The organism is Herbidospora sp. RD11066 (genome assembly GCF_054661255.1).
This window is the reverse complement of record NZ_BAAGDO010000005.1, coordinates 101,431-121,617: the sequence shown is the minus strand read 5'-3', so window position 1 is coordinate 121,617 and position 20,187 is coordinate 101,431. Positions and strand designations below refer to the sequence as shown.

General features: G+C 70.1%; 17 protein-coding genes. 15 read left to right on the top strand and 2 right to left on the bottom strand.

Translation table 11 applies throughout. The annotated features are described in order from the left end of the window. Nucleotides 1–36: 36 nt before the first annotated feature. The 5 genes from ACYQ78_RS20745 (at nucleotide 37) to ACYQ78_RS20725 (ending at nucleotide 6,092) form a co-directional block, all read left to right on the top strand. Nucleotides 37–1,017 (top strand): ABC transporter substrate-binding protein, encoded by a 981-nt coding sequence (locus ACYQ78_RS20745; RefSeq protein ID WP_459802524.1) that lies wholly within the window; start codon nucleotides 37–39, stop codon nucleotides 1,015–1,017. Between the two features lie 5 nt (nucleotides 1,018–1,022). Further along, complete coding sequence (locus ACYQ78_RS20740; RefSeq protein ID WP_459802523.1) at nucleotides 1,023–3,341, top strand: iron ABC transporter permease; 2,319 nt, start codon at nucleotides 1,023–1,025, stop codon at nucleotides 3,339–3,341. Nucleotide 3,342: 1 nt separating this feature from the next. Beyond that, nucleotides 3,343–4,233, top strand: coding sequence for a siderophore-interacting protein (locus tag ACYQ78_RS20735; protein WP_459802522.1), 891 nt, complete (start codon nucleotides 3,343–3,345; stop codon nucleotides 4,231–4,233). A 39-nt stretch (nucleotides 4,234–4,272) separates the two neighbouring features. Beyond that, the gene (locus ACYQ78_RS20730) at nucleotides 4,273–5,058 is read left to right on the top strand and encodes an SDR family oxidoreductase (protein ID WP_459802521.1); all 786 of its coding nucleotides are present in this window, start codon (nucleotides 4,273–4,275) and stop codon (nucleotides 5,056–5,058) included. Between the two features lie 176 nt (nucleotides 5,059–5,234). Continuing rightward, nucleotides 5,235–6,092: a DUF3800 domain-containing protein gene (locus tag ACYQ78_RS20725; protein ID WP_459802520.1), complete on the top strand. Its 858-nt coding sequence runs from the start codon at nucleotides 5,235–5,237 to the stop codon at nucleotides 6,090–6,092. Nucleotides 6,093–6,152: 60 nt separating this feature from the next. Here the strand turns inward: ACYQ78_RS20725 and ACYQ78_RS20720 are convergent, their stop codons facing one another. Next, complete coding sequence (locus ACYQ78_RS20720) at nucleotides 6,153–10,772, bottom strand: DUF7507 domain-containing protein (RefSeq protein WP_459802519.1); 4,620 nt, start codon at nucleotides 10,770–10,772, stop codon at nucleotides 6,153–6,155. 242 nt (nucleotides 10,773–11,014) lie between these two features. Here ACYQ78_RS20720 and ACYQ78_RS20715 point away from each other — a divergent pair, with 242 nt between their 5' ends. Both ACYQ78_RS20715 and ACYQ78_RS20710 read left to right on the top strand, forming a co-directional pair. Continuing rightward, on the top strand, nucleotides 11,015–11,554 hold the full coding sequence (locus tag ACYQ78_RS20715) for a hypothetical protein (RefSeq protein ID WP_459802518.1): 540 nt from the start codon (nucleotides 11,015–11,017) through the stop codon (nucleotides 11,552–11,554). Nucleotides 11,555–11,585: 31 nt separating this feature from the next. Then, nucleotides 11,586–12,974, top strand: coding sequence for a PepSY-associated TM helix domain-containing protein (locus ACYQ78_RS20710; RefSeq protein WP_459802517.1), 1,389 nt, complete (start codon nucleotides 11,586–11,588; stop codon nucleotides 12,972–12,974). Nucleotides 12,975–12,981: 7 nt separating this feature from the next. Here ACYQ78_RS20710 and ACYQ78_RS20705 read toward each other — a convergent pair whose 3' ends face one another. Beyond that, nucleotides 12,982–13,878 (bottom strand): sulfite exporter TauE/SafE family protein, encoded by an 897-nt coding sequence (locus ACYQ78_RS20705; protein WP_459802516.1) that lies wholly within the window; start codon nucleotides 13,876–13,878, stop codon nucleotides 12,982–12,984. Between the two features lie 154 nt (nucleotides 13,879–14,032). Here ACYQ78_RS20705 and ACYQ78_RS20700 point away from each other — a divergent pair, with 154 nt between their 5' ends. From ACYQ78_RS20700 to ACYQ78_RS20665, 8 genes are all read left to right on the top strand, one after another. After that, nucleotides 14,033–14,410, top strand: a complete 378-nt coding sequence (locus tag ACYQ78_RS20700) for a hypothetical protein (RefSeq protein WP_459802515.1) — start codon at nucleotides 14,033–14,035, stop codon at nucleotides 14,408–14,410. Nucleotides 14,411–14,420: 10 nt separating this feature from the next. Next, nucleotides 14,421–15,332: an SDR family NAD(P)-dependent oxidoreductase gene (locus tag ACYQ78_RS20695; RefSeq protein WP_459802514.1), complete on the top strand. Its 912-nt coding sequence runs from the start codon at nucleotides 14,421–14,423 to the stop codon at nucleotides 15,330–15,332. 19 nt (nucleotides 15,333–15,351) lie between these two features. Then, entirely contained in the window at nucleotides 15,352–15,951 is a 600-nt protein-coding gene (locus ACYQ78_RS20690; protein WP_459802513.1) for a molybdopterin-dependent oxidoreductase, read from the top strand. After that, nucleotides 15,944–16,666 carry a ferredoxin reductase gene (locus ACYQ78_RS20685; protein WP_459802512.1) on the top strand — a complete coding sequence of 241 codons (723 nt, stop codon included), beginning with the start codon at nucleotides 15,944–15,946 and terminating at the stop codon, nucleotides 16,664–16,666. The genes ACYQ78_RS20690 and ACYQ78_RS20685 overlap by 8 nt, the downstream gene beginning before the upstream one ends. Nucleotides 16,667–16,668: 2 nt before the next feature. Then, a complete protein-coding gene (locus ACYQ78_RS20680; protein WP_459802511.1) occupies nucleotides 16,669–16,929 on the top strand; it encodes a DUF6510 family protein in 261 nt (86 codons plus the stop codon). Nucleotides 16,930–16,974: 45 nt separating this feature from the next. Beyond that, nucleotides 16,975–18,105 carry an amidohydrolase family protein gene (locus ACYQ78_RS20675; protein ID WP_459802510.1) on the top strand — a complete coding sequence of 377 codons (1,131 nt, stop codon included), beginning with the start codon at nucleotides 16,975–16,977 and terminating at the stop codon, nucleotides 18,103–18,105. A gap of 78 nt (nucleotides 18,106–18,183) precedes the next feature. After that, the gene (locus tag ACYQ78_RS20670; RefSeq protein ID WP_459802509.1) at nucleotides 18,184–18,987 is read left to right on the top strand and encodes a class I SAM-dependent methyltransferase; all 804 of its coding nucleotides are present in this window, start codon (nucleotides 18,184–18,186) and stop codon (nucleotides 18,985–18,987) included. Continuing rightward, nucleotides 18,987–20,186, top strand: coding sequence for an isochorismate synthase (locus ACYQ78_RS20665; protein WP_459802508.1), 1,200 nt, complete (start codon nucleotides 18,987–18,989; stop codon nucleotides 20,184–20,186). Before ACYQ78_RS20670 ends, ACYQ78_RS20665 begins: the two co-directional genes overlap by 1 nt. Nucleotide 20,187: the final 1 nt, after the last annotated feature.

Here is a 20,187-nt window from a genome sequence, read left to right as displayed (position 1 = left end):
CGGCCGACATCTCACCTGCTCTAAGGACTGTCCTGCATGAAGCCCCTGCGCTCCGCGCTCCTCATCGCCGCCGTTCTCGCACTGGGCGCCTGCGGTACGACCGAACCGCCCGCCGCGGCCCCCGCGCCGACGGCCGAGAGCCCGGCGACCGCGATCACCATCACCGACTCGCTCGGCCGTGAGGTCGAGCTGGCGAAACCGGCGACCCGGGTCGTCGGCCTCGAATGGGGCGAGGTCGAGATGCTGGTCGGCCTCGGCGTGATGCCGGTCGGCGCGGCCGACGTGACGGGCTACGCCACCTGGGTCACCGCCGCGCCGCTCGACGCCTCCGTCAAGGACGTCGGCACCCGGGGCGAGCCGAGCGTCGACTCGATCGTGGCCCTCCAGCCCGACCTGATCGTCATGGAGGCCCCGGCCAACAGCCCGCTGGTGGCGCAGCTGGAGAAGTTCGTCCCGGTGCTGGTGCCCAAGGGCTCGTCGGCCACCGACAACCTGGGCCGCATGCGGTCGGACCTGAAGATGATCGCCACCGCCGTCGGCAAGGAGGCCGAGGCCGACCGGCTGCTCGCCGACATGGACGCCAAGTTCACCACCGCGAAATCGGCCATCGAAGCCGCGGGCCACGCGGGCAGCCCGTTCGCGATGGCCGACGGCTGGACCGAGGGCGGCACCGTGTCGATCCGCATGTTCGGCAAGGGCGCCCTGGTCGCCGAGACCGCCGAGGCCATCGGCCTGCGCAACGCCTGGGAGGGCGAGGTCGACGCCGACTGGGGCCTCGGCACCACCGACGTCGAGGGCCTGACCCCGCTGAAGGACGAGAAGATCCGCTTCTTCTACAACGCCAGCGACGGCACCGACGTCTTCGCCGACGACCTCAAGGGCAACGCCATCTGGACCGCCCTCCCCTTCGTCGCGAACGACCAGATCACCAAACTCCCCAACGGCATCTGGACCTTCGGCGGCCCCCTCTCCATGGGCCAGTACGCCGACGCCCTCGCGAAGGCCTACACGGCTTGACCACCGTGACCGAACCCCTGGGCCCCGACGAGATACCGGAAACCGAAAGAGCCCGGTCGGCCGAGGAAACTCGCGCGGACCAGCGAATTCCCGTGCCGTCGGCTCAAGGAACGCGTGCGAACCGGCAAGCTCGGGAGCCATCGATTCAGGGAACTCGTGCGGACCGACACACCTCGGGTCCGTCGGCTCAGGAAACTCAAGTGGACCAGCGAACTCCGGAGCCATCGGTTCAGAGAACCCCAGGAAGCCGGAGAACCACTGCGGCCGAAACGTCGAAGGGGCGGCCGAGGGTCGTGAACCGGCTCGGGGTCGCGGGTGTCTTTCTGGTCGCGGGCGTCGTCGCCCTGCTGGTGGCCGCCGTTCATGTCACTCAGGGCACGTCGTCGATCGGTGTCGCCGATCTGCTGAACCCTGATGAAGAGGCCATGCGGGTGCTCATCGCTTCCCGGTTGCCGCGGTTGCTCGCCGGGGTCGCCGTGGGGCTGGCACTCGGGGCCTCGGGAGCGTTGCTTCAGGCGATCTCGCGGAATCCGCTGGCCTCGCCCGACACTCTGGCCGTCTCCTCGGGGGCCTATCTGGCCGTCGTCGCGGCGGCCGCGTTCGGGCTGCACCTGCCCACCCTGCCGTCGGGTGGGCTGGCGTTCCTCGGAGGGCTCACGGCAGCCGGGCTGGTCATGGCCGTGTCGGCGGGTGGGCGGAGTGGGACCACGCGGCTGATCCTGGCGGGGTCGGCGGCGGCGCTGGCGTTCACGGCGCTGACGAACCTGTTCATGATCCTGTTCCAGCAGGAGACGACGGGTCTGTTCGCGTGGGGTTCGGGGTCGCTGACCCAGAAGGACCTCTCCGTCGTGACGCAGTTCGCGCCGGTCATCGCGTTCGGGCTGGTCACGGCGGTGGTCCTGGGGCCGAGGCTCGACGTGCTCGGGCTCGGGGACGACGGCGCGACCGTGCTCGGTGTGAACGTGCGGCGGGTGCGGCTCGTCGTCACCCTGCTGGCGGTGCTGCTGGCCACGGCGGCCGTGGTGATCGCCGGGCCGGTCGGGTTCGTGGGGCTCTGCGCGCCGGTGATCGTTCGGCTGGCCGGTCGGTGGCTGCCCGGACTGCTCGCCCACCACGTGCTGATCCCCCTGTCCGGCCTGGCCGGGGTGCTGGTCGTGCTGGTCTCCGACGTCGTGCTGCGCGCCTTCTTCGGCGGGCAGTGGGGCGTCGAGGTGCCGCCGGGAGTGGTGACGGCGCTCGCGGGGGCCGGGGTGATGGTCTACCTGGCACGGAGGCATCGCGACGCCGGCCCCGCCCGCCGTCCACCCGGGATCAGGGCCGCCGCCCACCGGTCGCGGACCGGCTTCCGGGTGCTGGTCGTCTCCGGTACGTGCCTGCTCGCCGCCGCCGTCGTGGGAGGCATGCTCCTCGGGGACACCTTCCTGAAGACCGGCGACGTGGCCCTGTGGCTCCAGGGCCGGACCAATATGGGCATCACGTTCGTGCTCGACCAGCGCTATCCGCGTGTGCTCGCGGCGGTGCTGGCGGGGGCGGCGCTCGCGGTGGCCGGGACGGTCATCCAGGCCGTCAGCCGCAACCCGCTCGCCGAGCCGGGCGTGCTCGGCATCACCTCGGGCGCCGGGGTCGGGGCCATCGCGGTCCTCTCGTTCGCCCCGGCGGCCGGCCTCTGGGCCGTCACCGGCGCGGCCGGGCTGGGCGCGGTGGTGTCGTTCGCGCTGGTGTACGGGCTGGCCTGGAAGGGAGGGCTGAGCTCTGACAGGTTGGTCCTGATGGGCTTCGCGATCTCCTCCGCCGGTACGGCGCTCACCGTCCTGATCATCGTCGAGACCGATCCGTACGACACCGCGACCGCGCTGACCTGGCTCTCCGGCTCGACCTACGGCCGCACGCCGATGCAGCTGATCCCAGTGGCGGTCGCGCTGGCCCTGGTCGTGCCGCTGGTGGTCGCGCAGCGGCGGGAGCTCGACCTGCTCTCGCTCGACGAGCACACCCCGCGCGTCCTCGGCGTACCGATGGAACCGGCCCGGCTCACCGCCCTGGCGGGCGCGGTCCTGCTCACCGCGACCGCGGTGTCGGCGATCGGCGTGGTCGGCTTCGTCGGGCTCGTCGCCCCGCACGCCGCCCGCGCCCTCGTGGGCGGCCGGCACACCCGCGTGCTGCCGGTCGCCGCCCTGCTGGGCGCGCTGCTGGTCAGCCTCGCCGACACCCTGGGCCGGACGGTCATCGCCCCTGCCCAGATCCCCGCCGGACTGGTCACCGCCATGCTCGGCACACCGTATTTCGTCTGGCTGCTGTGGCGGTCACGAGCGGGACAGGAGTCCTGACATGCACGACCCATGGCACGTCTTCCAGGTGCGGGTCCGCCGCGTCGACCGGCTGAGCCCGGCCTTCCTCCGCGTCACCTTCACCGGCGACGACCTGGAACACTTCGCCGACCCCGGCTACGACCAGCGGATCAAGCTGGTCCTGCCGATCCCCGAATACGGCACCCTGCTGTTCCCCGACGGCCCCGACTGGTACGAGCGCTACCAGGCCCTCCCCCTCGACCAGAAGAACCCGTTCCGGACCTACACCGTGAGAGCCGTCCGCCCCGACAGGGCAGAAGTCGACGTGGACGTCATCATGCACCCCGACGACGGCCACTTCGGCCCGGCCGCGACGTGGGCGGCGAACGTCCAGGAAGACGACCGCTGCGCCCTGTGGGGGCCCGACTCCCGGCACGGCGGCCCGTACGGCGGGCTGGAGTTCAAGCTCCCCGCAGACGGCGGCAACCTGCTGCTGGCCGGGGACGAGACGGCCGTCCCGGCGATCATGCGCATCCTGGAACAGCTCCCCCCTGGCATGACCGGTGAGGCCCTGATGGAGGTGCCGTCGGGAGCCGACGTCCTGAAGGAGACGGCACCCGCAGGAATGCGCGTGACCTGGCTCCCGCGCGACGGCGCCGGCCACGGCGCGCTGCTGATCGACGAGGTGCGGTCCGCCGCCGCGCGCCTCATCCCGCCGGCCGCGCCTACCCAGGTCGAGGACGTCGACATCGACGAGGACATCCTGTGGGAGATCCCCGAGGCGCCCCCGGCGGCCTGTTACGTGTGGCTGGCCGGGGAGGCCGGAGTGGTCAAGACGCTGCGCCGCCACCTGGTCGGCGAACGCGGGATGGACCGGAGGGCGGTGGCCTTCATGGGCTACTGGCGCAAGGGCAGGGCGGAGTCGATCTGAGGTCAGGATCTGACCGCATGGGTTCCTAGGGTCGGCGGCATGACACGCATCCTGGTGACGGGCGCGACGGGCAACGTCGGCCGCCCCCTGGTAACCCAACTCGTGGACGCGGGCCACGAGGTCCGCGCCCTCACGCGCGACCCCTCGAAAGCGCACCTCCCGGCCGGGGTGGAGGTCGTCGAGGGCGACCTGGCCGACCCGTCGGGCCTCTTCGACGGCGTCGAGGCCGCCCACCTCATCACCTTCGCGGGCGACCCCGCGGCCGTCGCCGCGGCGGCCAAGGGCCTGTCGCGCGTGACCGTCCTGCACCCCGACGCGGAACCCCTGGAGGCGGCCCTCCGCGAGACGGGCATCCGCCCGACCGGCCTGGCCCCCGTCGAGTTCATGTCGAACGCCCTCCAGTGGGCCGACAGCATCAAGGCGGAGGGTGTCGTCAGAGACGGCTTCGCCACCGTGCCCAGCTCACTCGTCCACGAGTGGGACATCGCCGCCGTCGCCGCCCGCGCCCTCACCGAGGACGGCCACCAGGACGAGACCTACTGGATCACCGGCCCCGAGGTCCTGACCATCCCGGAGAAGGTGGCGACCCTCGCGAAGGCCCTGGGCCGCGAGATCCGCTTCGAGGAACAGACCACCGAACAGGTGATCGCCATCTGGACGTCGTGGGGCTACGACGAGGAGGCCATCGCCTTCATGCTCCAGATGGCCACCGACCCCCCGATCCAAGGCCGCACGGTCCTCCCGACGGTCGAAGAACTCACCGGCAGACCGGGCAGGACTTTCGCCGACTGGGCCCACGAGAACGCGGGGGCCTTCGCGAGCTGATCCGACGGTACCCAGGTGCTTTGCCGACCGGCACAGGTCTTTGCCCAGTGCTTTGCCGCCCGGCATTGCACTGTGCTTAACTGGGGGTAGAAAATTCTTCAGGTGCTTAGGGGAGACCCGAACACCACATCCTAAGGCCGTCCCGATGGGGCGGCCTTAGCGCTATTCTGACGCGGGTGCAATTCTGCTACCTCGATGAGGCCGGCGGTTGCGAGCCTCCGGATCTTTCCCCCGCCGCCACCCCCGCCATGGTCATCATTGGGCTCGTCGTCGACGCCGCCTCCGTTCCTCTGCTGACCCGGGATTTTCTCGCGTTGAAGCGGCGCTATTTCCCCAATCGGTTCGGTGGACGAGCACTGGATCACATTCTCGTGGAGATCAAGGGCAGTGAGATCCTTCAGATGACGCGCAGCGATTCACGGAACAAGAGGCGGATCGCGATGATGTTCCGGGGCGCGCTGCTCGATCTCGTCGAGAGACACGGGTGCCGATTACTCGGCCGAGTGTGGATCAAGGAATCCGGCCGGTCGATGTCTCCCGACGGGAGCTACTGCTCCGCCGTCCAGCACATCACCGCCCACTTCAATCAGTACATGCAGGCGAGAGGCGACGTCGGTACGGTCATCGCGGACAGCCGCCAGTCACATACCAATCGCAGGGTGGCGCATTCGATCTTCACGCAGAAGTGGCGTTCGGGGGGCGATCCCTATCCGGCCCTGCGAGACGTTCCGCTGTTCGCGTGCAGCGACAATCACGCCGGCCTGCAGATCGCCGATCTGATCGCGTCGACGCTCGTTTTCCCCATGGCGGTCGGCGCCTACTGCACACGTGATCCGAGAAACGCGCACACCGCAGCCGTCAATCGTTATGCCGGAATAGGCGGCGAGCAGGCTCATGAATCCGCACGCCCTCCGGCCGAGAGAATCAAGGCCCTCCAGTTCCGATATCGCGACGAAACGGGACATTGGCGCGGTGGCATCACCGTGAGTGACGCGATTGGCAAACGTCCCGGATCATTGCTTTTTGCCACATAAAAGCGGATCGCCCGCGTCCTCCGGAGAGGACACGGGCGATCCTGTCTTGTCGCTATTCGGTTAGTAACCCAGGCGGGCGACAGCGAGGCTGCCCAGGCCGGGGACGTACTGCGAGGTGCCGTCGCCCAGCGGGGCGCAGGTGGCCTCGGCGGTCATGGTGCGGCAGGCCCAGCTCTTCTTGGCGGCCTTGACCTTGACCTTCTTGGCGATCTTCACGAACTTGTGCGGGTGGTGGTGGTGACGGTGCTTCCAGCCCCACTCGCCCCAGCCGCGGTGGTGGTGGCGGTGGTGCCACTTGCCGTGGTGGTGGTGATGTCCGTGGTGGAACTTGTGGTGATGGTGGTGGTGGCGGCCCTTGTGGTGGTGGTGGTGACGGCCCTCGTCGAGGTCGTCCTCGCCCTCGCCCTCCTCCTCAGCCTCTTCCTCGTCGACCGGGTCGATCGGGAGCGGCTTCGGGTGGTGCGGCTTGTGCGGCTTGGGCCAGTGGCAGTGCTTCTTCTTCTTGTCCCAGCCCCACTTGCAGTGGTGGTGCGGCGGGCGCGGCGGCCACGAACGGCTGACCGCGACGCTGACGCTGCAGGGCGCGGCGGTCGAGCCGGGCATGCAGATGGAGTCGGCGACGGTGGTGCTGATCTCGTCGACCAGGTTCTTGCCCGCGGCGTTGGCGTTGGCCCGGATCTGGAAGGTGATGACCACGTTCGCGTTGTTGGCGAGCGAGCCCTCCCAGATCAGGTCGGTGCCGGTGATCGCGGCGGTGCCGGTGGAGCTGGCGATCGAGCCGGCGACGAGCGTGCCGTTGTTCAGCACGTCGACCAGCGCGGTGTGGATCTGGACCGGCGAGAGCGCGTAACCGGTGACGTTGGTGATGGTCTCCGTCACGGTGACGATCTGGCCGGCGCGGACCGGGTTGGGCGTGGCGGTCTGCGTGATCTGCACCTTGGGCAGCAGGATCTGGACCGGGACGCTCGCCTGGCTCGGGTTCGAGGCCAGCGGGCCGTCCTCGTCGGTGCCCGTGGCCTGGGCGGTGGTGATGTACGCGCCGGTCTTCGAGTCCTCGCCGGTGATGACGTGGGTGCCGGTGCACACCATCGTCGCCGACGGGGTGCCCTGCGGGCCGAGCGTGGTGCTCGGGCAGACGACGGTGACGCCCGGGTCGTTGATCACGACGCCGGTGACGCTGCCGATGCCCTGGTGGGTCACCGTGAACTGGTACTCGACCGTGTCGCCCACCTTGAACGGGTTGTCCGGGGTGTGCGGGTTGGTGACCGTCGTGGTGAGCTGGAGCTCCTGCGGGTCCGGGTTGATGGTGACGACCGGGCCGCACGGCGTGGTGCAGGTGGCGTACGGGTTCTGCGAGGTGACGACGTCGCGCATGGTGTCGCCGCCGGCGTCCTCCTTGACCGTGACGGAGAACGTGATGGTCTCCATCTCACCGGGGACGAGCGAGTCGACCCAGGTCAGGGTGTTGCCGGTGATGTTCGCCAGACCCGACGAGACCGCCAGGTCGTTGTTGTACGTGGCGTGCAGGAACACGTCCGACAGGTTGTCGGACAGCTGCGCCGGGTCGATGGTGAGCAGACCGGCGTTGGTCAGGTGGATCGTGTACTTGACGACCGCACCCGGGTGCACCGAGGTCGAGCTGACCGACTCCGAGATGTGCAGGATCGGCTTGACGACCACGGTCGGGACCGCGGTCTCGGTCTCGTTCGAGGCGATCGGCGAGCCGCCGTCGTTGCCCTCGGCCTGGGCCAGGGTGATGAAGGTGCCGTTCTCGGCGTCCTCGGGCGTGATGACGTGCGAAGCGGTGCAGGTCATCGTGGCCGTCGGGGTGCCCTGCGGGCCGAGCGTGGTGCTCGGGCAGTTGATCGGGCTGACGGTCTGGTCGAAGACGACGACGTTGGTGACCGAGCCGATGCCCTGGTGGGTGACGGTGAAGGTGTAGTTCACCGTGTCGCCGACCTTGAACGGGTTGTCGGGCGTCCGCGGGTTGGTGACGGTGGCCACCAGCGTGAGCTTCTGCGGAGCCGCGGCGACCGCGACCGAGCTGGTGCACGGCAGGCTGGTCGACGGGCCGGTGGCGCAGGTCGCGCCGGTCACCGGCGAGGTGATCGAGTCGGTCAGCGTGGTGCCGCCCGCGCTCTGGTTCGACGTGACGGAGAACTTGATCGTCTCCGACTCACCCGGAGCGAGGTTGTTCTCGGTCCAGGTCAGCGTGGTGCCGTTGATCGCGGCCGTGCCCGACGTGGCGGTCAGGTCGTTGTCGTACGTCGCGTTGTTCAGGACGTTCGCGAGGTTGTCGGTGATGCTCGCGGGCGCGATGGCCAGCTTGCCGGTGTTGGTCACCACGATCGTGTAGGTGACCTTGCCGCCGACGTCGATCGTCTTGGCCGAAACGGTCTCGGCGATGGTCATGTGCGGCGTCTCGACGACGACCGGGACCGAGGTGGTCGTCTGGTTCGAGGTCTCCAGGGTGCCGTTGTAGGTGCCGGTGGCGGTCGCCTTCGTGGTGAAGGTGCCGGTCAGCGTCTCGTTCGGCTGGATCACGTGGGTGCCGGTGCAGGTCATCGTCGCGGACGGCGTGCCCTCCGGGCCGAGCGTGGTGCTCGGGCAGACGACGTTGGTGACGTCCGGGTCGTTGATCTTGACGCCGGTGACCGTGCCGATGCCCTGGTGGGTGACGGTGAAGCTGTAGTCCACCGTGTCACCCGCCTTGAACGGGTTGGTCGCCGGGCGCGGGTTGGTGACCGTGGTGGTCAGGTTCAGCGCCTGCGCGTCGGGCGTGATCGGCACCGACTTGCCACAGGGCAGCGGAGCCTGCGCGCTGGCACGGCGTGCCGTCGCCGGGGCGGCGACACAGTCGGCGCCCGCGGTCGGCGAGGTGATGACGTCGGTCAGCGTCTGGCCGCCCGAGCTCAGGTTCGTCGTCACCGAGAACATGATCTTCGCCTGGGCGTTGACCGGCAGGTTGCCCGACCAGTTCAGCGTGGTGCCGGTGATCGAGGCGGAGCCGACCGTCGACGTGAGGTCGTTGTTGTACGTCGCGTTGTTCAGCACCTTCGACAGGTCGTCGGAGAGCTGCGCCGGAGTCAGCGCGATACCGCCCGTGTTGGTGGCGGTGATCGTGTACGTGACCTTCTGGTTGACCTTCGCCGGGTTCGGCGTCACCGTCTCGGCGATGTCGAGCGTCGAGACGAGCTCCTGCACCGGGACCGTGGCCGACGACGTGTTCGAGTCGATCGGGCCGCCGATCGAGGTCGCGTGGGCGGTGCCCGTCGTGGTGAAGGTCGTGTGGCCGGTCGCGTCGGCGGCGGTGATGGTGTGCTGACCCGTACAGGTCATCGACGCGGTCGCGGTACCCGCCGGGCCGAGCGTGGTGCTCGGGCAGACGATGTTGGTCGCGGTCGGGTCGGTCACCGAGACGGCGCTCAGCGGGCTGGGGCCGGTGTTGGTCACCAGGAAGTTGTAGTGGACCGTCTCGCCGACCGTGAACGGGTTCGACGGCGGGCGCACGTCCTGCTGCTGGACGGTGGTCACCAGGTCCAGGAGCTGGAGCGGCGTCACCGAGCCGACGACCAGGTTCCGGATGAGGTGGGTGTCCTTCGAGCCACCGGTCGAGGCGCTGAAGCCGAACTTGAACGTCTTCGGCGCGTCGTCGGTGAGCTGCTTCTCCAGCACGCGGACGTAGCCGTTGCCGTCGTTGAAGTCGATGTCGACGTCGAGCAGCTCGGTCGCGCTCAGCGTGATGCGGACCTTGCGCAGCGCGGGGGTCGGGCTGCTGCCCGCGTCCCGGAGGCTGCCGGGCAGCGTGGTGACGAAGCCGGCCGGCTTGGTGGCGTCGGCCTTCATCGTGGTGGCGATCCAGCAGTAGTCGTTCACGCCCTGGCCGGGGCCGCGCACCGTGACGGTGTCGGGGACCTGGATGGTGGTCGCGATCGGCGACTTCTTGTTCGCCGGGCAGTTGTTGCCGCGGTTCTCTCCGTCGTTGACGAAGTTGCCGTAGGCGTCGAGGCCGACACCCAGGTAACCGGAGTCGACGCCGGGGGACAGGTTCCGCTGGGCGTAGCCGAGCGAACCGCCGTTGGCGCCGTCGTTCGTCAGCTCGACGGCACCGTCGACCAGGAAGAAGCCGATGCCGTCGGCGCCGTTGCCGCCGTACTGGAACTGGTCGAACTCGACGACGAGGCCGTTGTTGTTCGACAGCGGGCGGTCGTAGACGATGCCGCCGACCCGGTAGTTGTTGTTGTCGGTCATCTGCAGATAACCGGGGATCACACCGGGAGTGGGAACCGGCGGGGTCTGCTGGTCCGTCTGGTTGCACGGCCCGGTCGGCGACTGGCCGACGGGCGGGGCGACGGTCGCGCCGGTGAGGCAGACCAGGTCGAGCGGCTTGAACCCGGGGTCGGAGATCGAGGCGCCGGTGAAGGTTTCATTGAGCAGCAGCGAGGCGGGAGCCTTGCGCTGCGCGACCTTGTAGACCTGGGTCTCCTTGCGCAGGCGGTTCGCGACCGCCTGCTGGTACCGGTTCAACTTCACCGGCTTGGCCTTCTTCGCCGTCCTGACCTGCTTGCGCGGCATGACGGGCTTGGCCGAAACGGTCGCACGGCTGACCTGCGACCGGACGCCGGCGGGGTTCTTCTCCACCGGGTCCGCGAGGGCGACCGTGGATCCGGCCGTCCCCACTATGAAAAGCGCCAGAGTGGCGGTAGATAGAGGTCGAACTAGCGACCTTGATGCGAAGATCACGACATCACGCTAAGAGGGTGAGCTCGTGTTATTACGGAGCGCAACCGTTCGTGTTCGGTCAACGATCACCAATCGTCTGATGTGCCGGTAATCGAACGGCCGTGGTGGATGTCGCGTATCTCCGGTCGTGAGGGCTTGGGGCCCTTGCCTCTCTGATCGTTTCTGGGAGCATTGCGGTCGTGGACATCGGCGGGCCCGGTTTACGCGTCGCACGCGCGGCGCTGTTCGCCGTCGTCTGCGTGCTGGCCTCCCTCGCCATGCACGTGCTCGCCGGGGGCTCCCCCGTCCATCTGCCGCTGATCGGCGCCGCCGCCTTCGCGACCGGCTGCGTGGCGTTCGCGCTGGCCCGCCACCGCGTGTCCGGCCCGGTCCTGCTCGGGTTCTGCTTCCTGTTCCAGTACGGCATGCACCACCTGTTCGCCCTGGGAGCGGTGACCCCTCCGGCCGACCACCACACCGGCGGGGCGGCGGCCGCGCTCGGCATGGCCGTCGCGCACGGCGTGATCGCGGTGCTGTCGGCGGCCTGGCTGTCGCGGGGCGAGAGCGCCCTGGCGGAGCTGCTGCACCTGCTGGTCGCGCGCCTGTTCGTGCTGCTGCGGCCGAGGATCCCGGCCTTCGGGGTCGTGGCGTTCCGGGGCGAGGCGGAGGCCGCACCGGATGAGCGGTTCCTGACCTCTGTCCTCCGGCGGAGAGGTCCACCGGTTCAGCCCGCCCGCTGAAGCCGTCGACCTCTCATCCCGGAGAAAAATCATGACCACGATCGACGTGCGTCCAACGACGCCCGATACCGACCCCAAAGCGTCAACCCACAACTACCGCCTGTTGTGGCGGTGGCACTTCTACGCCGGGGTGTTCGTCGCCCCGATCCTGTTCGTCATGGCCGTGACCGGCTCGATCTACCTGTTCAAAGAGCCCTTCGAAGAGTGGACGCAGCGCGACGTGCGCACCGTCGCCGCCGTCGCGAACCCGGTGCCGCTCGCCGACCAGGTGGCGGCGGCCCAGCTCACCAGGCCCGGCAAGGCGATCCGGGCGGTGCTCCCGCCCTCCGGCCCCGACCGCGCCACCCGCATCCTGTTCCAGGGCTCCGACCCCAGCCCCTTCGCCGACGGCGTCTCGGTGTACGTCAACCCGGCCAACGCCGCGGTCCTCGGCGAGATCGACGACACCGCCACGTTCATGGCGGCGATCCGCCTCATCCACGGCGAACTGATGGCCGGGGTCGTCGGCGACCGGATCGTCGAGACGGCCGCCTGCTGGTCGCTCATCCTGATCGCGACCGGCACCTACATGTGGTGGACGACCAGGAAGCGCGCCGCCCCGAAGAAGCGGACCCGCGGGTCGCTGCGCCGCCTGCACATGTGGACCGGGGTCGGCTCCGGAGCGGTGATCGTGTTCCTGGTGCTGTCGGGCCTGCCCTGGTCGGGCGTGTGGGGCGAGGGGCTGAAGAGCATCCAGACCGCCCTCGACTCCGGCCGCCCGTCGGTCAAGTCGTCGTCGACGCTCAGCGGCGACCTGTCGCACCACCCCGACGCGAAGGTGCCGTGGGCGGCCGAGAACCTGCCCGTCCCCGAGTCGCACGCGGAGCACGGCGGCGGCGGTGGCCTGCTCCAGCCCGGGGCGATCTCCCTGGAGGCCGCGCTGGTGGCGGCCCGGCCGAAGATCCGCGACTGCCCGGCCGGTGAGTGCGACGTGAAGATGCTGCTGCCCGGCGGCCCGACCGGCGTCTACACCGTCGTCACCGAGCACCACTCCGACCCGTCGGCGGAGCAGACCCTGCACGTCGACCAGTACAGCGGCAAGATCCTGGTCGACTTCGGCTGGACCGAATACGGCCTGATGGCCAAGGCGGTCTCGGCCGGCATCGCGATCCACGAGGGCCGCCGCTACGGCGTGGTGAACCTGCTGGTCATGCTCGGGGCGTGCCTGGCGCTGATCGCGATGATCGTGACCGGGGTCTGGATGTGGTGGAAGCGCCGCCCGAAGGGGAAGGTCGCCGCTCCGCGCCGCCCGGCGAACGGGCGCACCACGTGGGGGGTGGTGGCCCTGCTCGCCGTGCTGGGGCTGCTGTTCCCGCTGGCCGGTCTGACGATGGTGGCGATGCTGGTGATCGACCGCGTGATCGTGAGGGTCCGGTCGTAGGACGGGGTCAGGCCGCCGGGGTCAGTTCGGCCTCGGCGGCCTTCGTCTTCCGGTGCTCGCCGACCGAGTAGACGATGGCGCCCGCCCAGACGACCGCGAGGACGACGTACACGATCGTCTGGACCGCACCGCTCGCGGCGATCCAGTCGCTGCGCAGGAGAGTGCGCACGTTGGTGAGGATGATCAGGCCGCCGACGGCGGAGCCGAGGATGCGCGGCGCGACGTAGCGCACGATGAAGGCGGCGATCGGCGCGGCGATGACGCCGCCGAGCAGCAGCACGCCGACCCAGGCGAAGTCGATGTTCTCCGAGCCGATGCCGAACAGGAAGCCGAGCGAGGCGGCGATGGCGACGAGGAACTCGCTGGCGTCGATCGAACCGATGACCTTGCGCGGCTCCATGCGGCCGCTGGCCAGGATCGCCGGGGTGCCGACCGGGCCCCAGCCGCCGCCACCGGTCGCGTCGACGAACCCGGCGAGCAGGCCGAGCGGCGCGAGGAAGCGCTTGCGCATCGGCTTGCCGAGGTTCTTCTTGGGCAGGCCGAACGCGGTGAAGCGGATCAGGATGTAGAGGCCGAGCGTGAGCAGGATGAGCGACATGACCGGCGCGGCGGCCTCGGTCGAGAGGTTCGACAGGAAGGTGGCGCCCGCGAAGGCGCCGACGGCGCCCGGGATGCCGATCTTCGCGACGACCTTCCAGTCGATGTTGTTGAACCGCCAGTGCGCGATGCCCGAGGCCAGCGTGGTGCCGATCTCCGCGAGGTGCACGGTCGCCGACGCGGCCGCGGCGTTGACACCGACGGCCAGCAGCAGGGTCGTCGAGGTGACGCCGTATGCCATGCCGAGACTGCCGTCGACGAGTTGGGCCGCGAACCCCACGAGCCCGAGCAAGATCAATGACCGCACGGCATCTCCTTGTCTTCCTACTTTGCCCCTAGGTTAAATGATGACCTTTCTGCGACGAAACCGCCCTTCTGTGCCATCTACATAAGGCCAGGTCGGAGTAAGGGTCTCGTCAGGCCCGCGGCCTCCGGCCCCCCGCCTTCCTAATGTCGGCCGTGTGAACGCATTGACGAACGGAGACCTCGCGCTCGGCGCGGCGGTCGGGGTCGGCGGGCTCGGCCTGAGCATGGTCGGCCTGTGGGTGAACCGGCGCGCACTCGGCGAACCCGTGCCCCCGCCGGTGTCCTGGCGGGTGGCCCGCGTCCGGGGCACGCAGTCGCTGTGCTGGCTGACCAACACGGGCACCGACCGCGCCCTGTCGGTGACGGCCGACTGGCGCAAGGCCGGTCCCGGCCTGGCCGACCTGCCCTCGGAGGTCGCCATCGGGCCGGGTTCGAGCTGGCAGTTCCTGGTACGCCCGGCGTCCCGCCATCCTTCGGTCATCTGGCTGACCTGGGAGGGGCAGCGCGAGCCCGTGGCGGTACCCATGCCGTAGCGTGGGCGATATGACCGTTAAAACGCCTTTTGGGGCAGATTCCACGGCGAGTGAGGTCATCGAAGGCATCGACCTCGGCGGGAAACGCGCCATCGTCACCGGCGCCAACTCGGGCATCGGCCTGGAGACCGCCCGGGTCCTGGCCGACGCGGGCGCCGAGGTCATGCTCGCGGTCCGGAACGTCGACGCCGGCATCCGCGCCGCCGACGAGATCGGCGGCAAGGTCGCCATCGCCCACCTCGACCTGTCCGACCAGACCTCGGTCCGCGACTTCGTCGCCGGATGGGCCGGGGGCCTGGACATCCTCGTCGACAACGCGGGCATCGCCGCGCCCCCGCTGACCCGGACGCCCGAGGGCTGGGAGCTCCAGTTCGCGACCAACCACCTCGGCCACTTCACGCTGACCACCGGCCTGCACGAGGCGCTGGCCATGCGGCCGGGCTCGCGCGTGGTGGTGCTCAGTTCGTCGGCGCACCTCCGCTCGCCGGTCGTCTTCGACGACATCAACTTCCTGCACCGCCCCTACGAGCCGATGCTGGGCTACGCCCAGTCGAAGACCGCCAACGCGCTGTTCGCGGTCGGCGCCGCCGGGCGCTGGGCGGGTGACGGGATCATGGTGAACGCCGTGATGCCCGGGGTGATCTCCACCAACATCGAGCGCAACTTCACCGAAGAGGAGTTCCAGGCCCTCAAGACCGGCACCGGCCGCCCCGAGGGCAAGACGGTCGGGCAGGGCGCCGCGACCAGTGTCCTGGTGGCGACCTCACCGCTGCTCGACGGCGTGAGCGGCCGCTACTTCGAGGACTGCAACGAGGCCGAGCCCTATCCGGGCACCGGCCCGAGGCGCGGCTACGCCGACTACGCCGTCGACCCGGAACTCGCGATGAGGCTCTGGTACGTCTCGCAGGACATGCTCGGCTAAATGGGGTAGGACGGCACCTATGGGGATCATCTCGCGTGCCTTCCACGGCCGTCCGAGGGAGCCGGACGCCAAGCTCCCGCCGGGCCAGTATCTGGTCCACGACTTCCCGGTGCTGTCGGCCGGGCCCACGCCGAGGGTCCCGCTCGACCGGTGGGAGTTCGCCATCGACACGGCCGAGGGCGAGGTCCACCGCTGGTCCTGGGAGGAGTTCCTGGCGCTGCCCCAGGAGACCCCGACCGTCGACCTGCACTGCGTGACCAAGTGGTCGAAGTTCGGCACCGAATGGAAGGGCGTCAGCCTCGACGTCCTGATGGAGGACGTCGAGTCGGCCGCCGAATACGCCCTGGCCTACAGCTACGGCGGCTACACGACCAACCTGCCGCTGGAGGACCTCCTCGACGGCAAGGCCTGGGTCGTGTACGAATTCGACGGCGAGGAGCTCGAACCCCGCCACGGCGGCCCGGCCCGCCTCCTGGTGCCCCACCTCTACCTGTGGAAGTCGGCCAAGTGGATCAAGGGCATCCGCCTGCTCAACGACGACTACCCGGGCTTCTGGGAGACCGCCGGCTACCACAACTACGGCGACCCGTGGCGCGAGCAGCGCTACGACGGTGATTAGGCGGCTGACCTGGCGGGTGGCCACGCTGACCGAGACCCGCCAGGAGACCCCGACGGCCAAGACGCTGGTCTTCGACGTGCCCGGCTGGCCCGGCCACCTGCCCGGCCAGCACGTCGACGTGCGGCTGACCGCCCCCGACGGCTACAGCACCCAGCGCAGCTACTCCATCGCCAACGCCTCCTCCGATGACCGCCTGGAGCTGACGGTCCAGGCGGTGGACGACGGCGAGGTGTCGCCCTACCTGACCGAGGTGCTGGAGACCGGCGACCAGATCGAGCTGCGCGGCCCGGTCGGCGGCTGGTTCGTCTGGCGCCCGCACTCCTCGCCGCCGGTCCTGCTGATCGCGGGCGGGTCGGGCATCGTGCCGCTGATGGCGATGGTCCGCACCCGCGGCAAACAGGACACGCCGTTCCGCCTGCTCTACTCGCTGCGCGACCCCGGCCAGCTCTTCTACGCCGACGAACTGGAGAAGGTGACGGCCGGGATCGAGGTCGCCTACCTCTACACCCGGATCGCGCCGCCCGACGCGGGCCGCGCCGCCGGACGGCTCCAGGCGGCCGACCTGGTCGCCTACGGCTGGCCCCCCGAGACCGCCCCCGACGTCTACGTCTGCGGCCCGACGGGGTTCGTCGAGGCCGCCGCCGACCTGCTGACCGGGCTGGGCCACGACCCGGCCAAGATCAGAACCGAGCGTTTCGGACCCACCGGAGGGTGACCATGGACTATCAGGACGGCAACGCCCTCGCCGGGCCGCTGAGCGAGATCTTCACCCTCGACGTCACCGTGGCGCAGGGCACCTGCGCGTCGTGCGGGCGGCGCGGCCCCCTGGCCGAACTGCACGTCTACGGCCCAGGACCCGGCCTGGTCGCCCGCTGCCCGGGGTGCGAGGAGGTCGTGCTGACGCTCGTCCGGGGGCCGAAGGCGGCCTGGCTCGACCTGCGCGGATCGGTCTCGCTGAGGATCCCCATCACTGAGTAGCCCCCTGCTCATGCGCCGAGCCGAAAATGGGCGGATATTCGGGCCATGCACATCATTCGCGCACGGCGCGTCTTCGACGGCAGGGACCTGACCGCCAAGCGGGCCGTCGTCGTCTCCGGCGGGAAGATCGTCGAGTTGCTCGACGACGCCCCCGAGAGCGGCGACGTCCGCGACCTCGGCGACGTCACCCTGCTGCCCGGTCTCGTCGACACCCACGTCCACCTCGCCTTCGACGCCTCCCCCGACCCCGTCGCGGGTCTGGACGAGCCGGGTCTGTACGACCGGATGCGCGCCCACGCCCGCGCGCACCTGGCCGCCGGGGTCACCACGGTCCGCGACCTGGGCGACCGCGACTACCTGGCCCTGCGCCTCGCGAACGAGATGACCGACGGGCCGGAGATCCTCAGCGCCGGGGCCCCGATCACCTCGGTGAAGGGACACTGCTGGTTCCTCGGAGGCGAGGCCGAGGGGGTCGAGGGCGTGCGCCGGGCCGTACGGGAACGGGCCGAGAAGGGCGCGCACGCCGTCAAGATGATGATCACCGGCGGCGAGATGACGCCCGGGACCTCCTCCCACCTCAACCAGTTCACGCGGGAGGAGATCGAGGCGGCGGCCGACGAGGCCCGCCGCCACGGGTTACCGATCGCCGGTCACGCCCACGGCGGGCCGGGCATCGCGGCGGCGGTCGCGGCCGGGTTCGACTCGGTCGAGCACGTCACCTTCCTGACCGAGGACGGCGTCGAGCCCGACCCCGAGATCATGGCGGCCATGGCCGCGAACGGCGTCGCCGCCTCGCTGACCGTCGGCGTCCGGGCGGGCTTCCCGCCCCCGCCCAGGATCCTCGCGCTGATCCCCAAACTGAACGCGCTCCTGCGGATGCTGTACGCGTCGGGCGTCACGATCATCGGCGGCAGCGACTCGGGCATCGGCCCGCCCAAGCCCCACGGCATCCTCACCCACGGCGGCGACATGCTGGCCATGTCCGGGATGACACCGGTCGAGATCCTGCGCGCGTTCACCTCGGACGCGGCCAGGGTCTGCCGGATCGACACGCGCAAGGGCCGGATCGCGCCCGGCCTCGACGCCGACCTCCTTGCGGTGCACGGCGACCCCACCAGCGATCACACCGCGCTCCGGAACACCGCCGCCGTGTTCCGTAACGGCTCACTACTCTGAGTGTCTGCCGATGTCCTGATGTGATCACGCCCTAGCATGCGGAACCGGACTGCTTGTCTTTCCCGGGGGGGAAATCCAGTGACGCATGCGCTCGCGCACCAATATGTCTTCGACAACGATGGAGATCACTCGGCCGACCAGCATCGATGCCTCGCCGACCTGCTCGACCCGCTGACCTTCGCCCGGCTCGCCCAGACCGGTGTCGGCGACGGCTGGAGCTGCCTGGAGATCGGCGCGGGCGGCGGCAGCGTCGCCCGCTGGCTGGCCGACCGGGTCGCGCCGCGCGGCCACGTCTTCGCCACCGACATCAAGCCGGGGCTCATCCCGCCCCACCAGGGGCTGACCGCCACCCGGCACGACATCGTGCACGACCCGCTGCCCGAGGGCGCGTTCGACCTCGTCCACGCCCGGCTGGTGCTGAGTCACCTGGCCGAGCGGAAGGCCGTGCTCGCGCGGCTGCGCGACTCGCTGAAGCCGGGCGGCTGGCTGCAGATCGACGAGATCGACGTCACCCACTGGCCCGCCCTGCTGGTGCCCGACCACACCTCGCGTGAGCTCTACGAGACGTTCCTGCGGGCGATGGCCTCGGTGCTGGTCGGCGTGGGCAGCGACCCGACGTGGGGGCGCTCGGCCGCGCAGGAGATCGCGGAGGCCGGGTTCGTCCAGATCGACCCGTGGTGCCACGTCGAGGTGTGGGGCCCCGATTCCGCCGGGCTCGAACTGCTGACCAGCAACAGCTTCCACCTGGAAGACCACTTCCTGGCCACCGGGCTCACCCGGGACCAGCTCGACGAGGTGCGGGCGGTCATGGCCGACCCCGGCTTCCGCGCGGTGTCCTTCACCGTCCATTCGGTGCTGGCGCGCCGGCCAGAGGAGACCTGATGGAATCCCGCGGCATGGAGCTGGTGCGGACGGTCCCGATCCAGGATCCCGGTCCGCTGATCGACGCCGTGCCGTTCTCCGACAGCCTGCTCTGGCTGCACGGCGACGAGGGCATGGCCGGATGGGGCATCGCGGCCCGGTTCGAGGTGAGCGGTCCCGGCCGGTTCGAGCACGCCCGGCGCTGGTTCCGGCGCTGGCTGGCGCAGCGCAACGTCGACGACCGGGTGGGCCTGCCGGGTTCGGGTCCTGTCGCGTTCGGGAGCTTCACCTTCGACCACGGGCCCGGACGGTCGGTGTTCGTGATCCCGCAGGTGCTCATCGCCCGGCGGGGCGGCGCCTCGTGGATGACGACCGTGGGCGACCCCTGTCATCCCGATGGAACGGTCCCCCACCCGTTGCCGAACGTCCGCTGGCTGACCGAGCCCGACGCGGAGGCCCGCTTCCACAAGCAGGTGACCCGGGCGGTCGACGACATCAGGGCCGGGCGGCTGCACAAGGTCGTGCTGGCCAGAGACGTGCGCGGGCTGCTCGGCGGCCCCTTCGACCCGCGCACGGCGGTCACCCGGCTGCACGAGCGGTTCCCCGGCTGCTGGACGTTCGCCGTCGACGGCCTCGTGGGCGCCTCGCCCGAGCTGCTGACCGGCCGGTTCGGCCGGATGGTGAAGTCGCTCGTGCTGGCCGGCACCGACTGGCCTGGCGGCGCGATCGGCCTGGGCACCGAGAAGACCGCGGTCGAACACGAACTGGCGGCCGACTCCGCCGAGGACGTGCTGCGGGCGCACTGCTCGGAGCTGAACGTCCACGAGCCCCACGAGCTCGAACTGGCCAACGTCACCCACCTGGCGACCCGGATCAGCGGCACGCTCAGCCACAACGTCGACGCGCTCACGCTGGCCTCGCGGCTCCACCCGACCGCCGCCGTCTGCGGCACCCCGTTCCGGGAGTCGCTGGAACTGCTGCGCGAGCTGGAGAACCTCGACCGGGGGCGCTACGCCGGCCCGGTCGGCTGGCAGGACGCGCGCGGCGACGGCGAGTGGTGCATCGCGCTGCGGTGCGCCGAGGTGAAGGGCCCCGACCTCCGGCTGTTCGCCGGATGCGGCATCGTGGGCGACTCGAATCCGACGTCCGAGTGGCACGAAACGGAGGCGAAGCTCGGCGCCATCCGGGATCTGTTCGCCGAACCCTCTTGCGTAAAGTGAG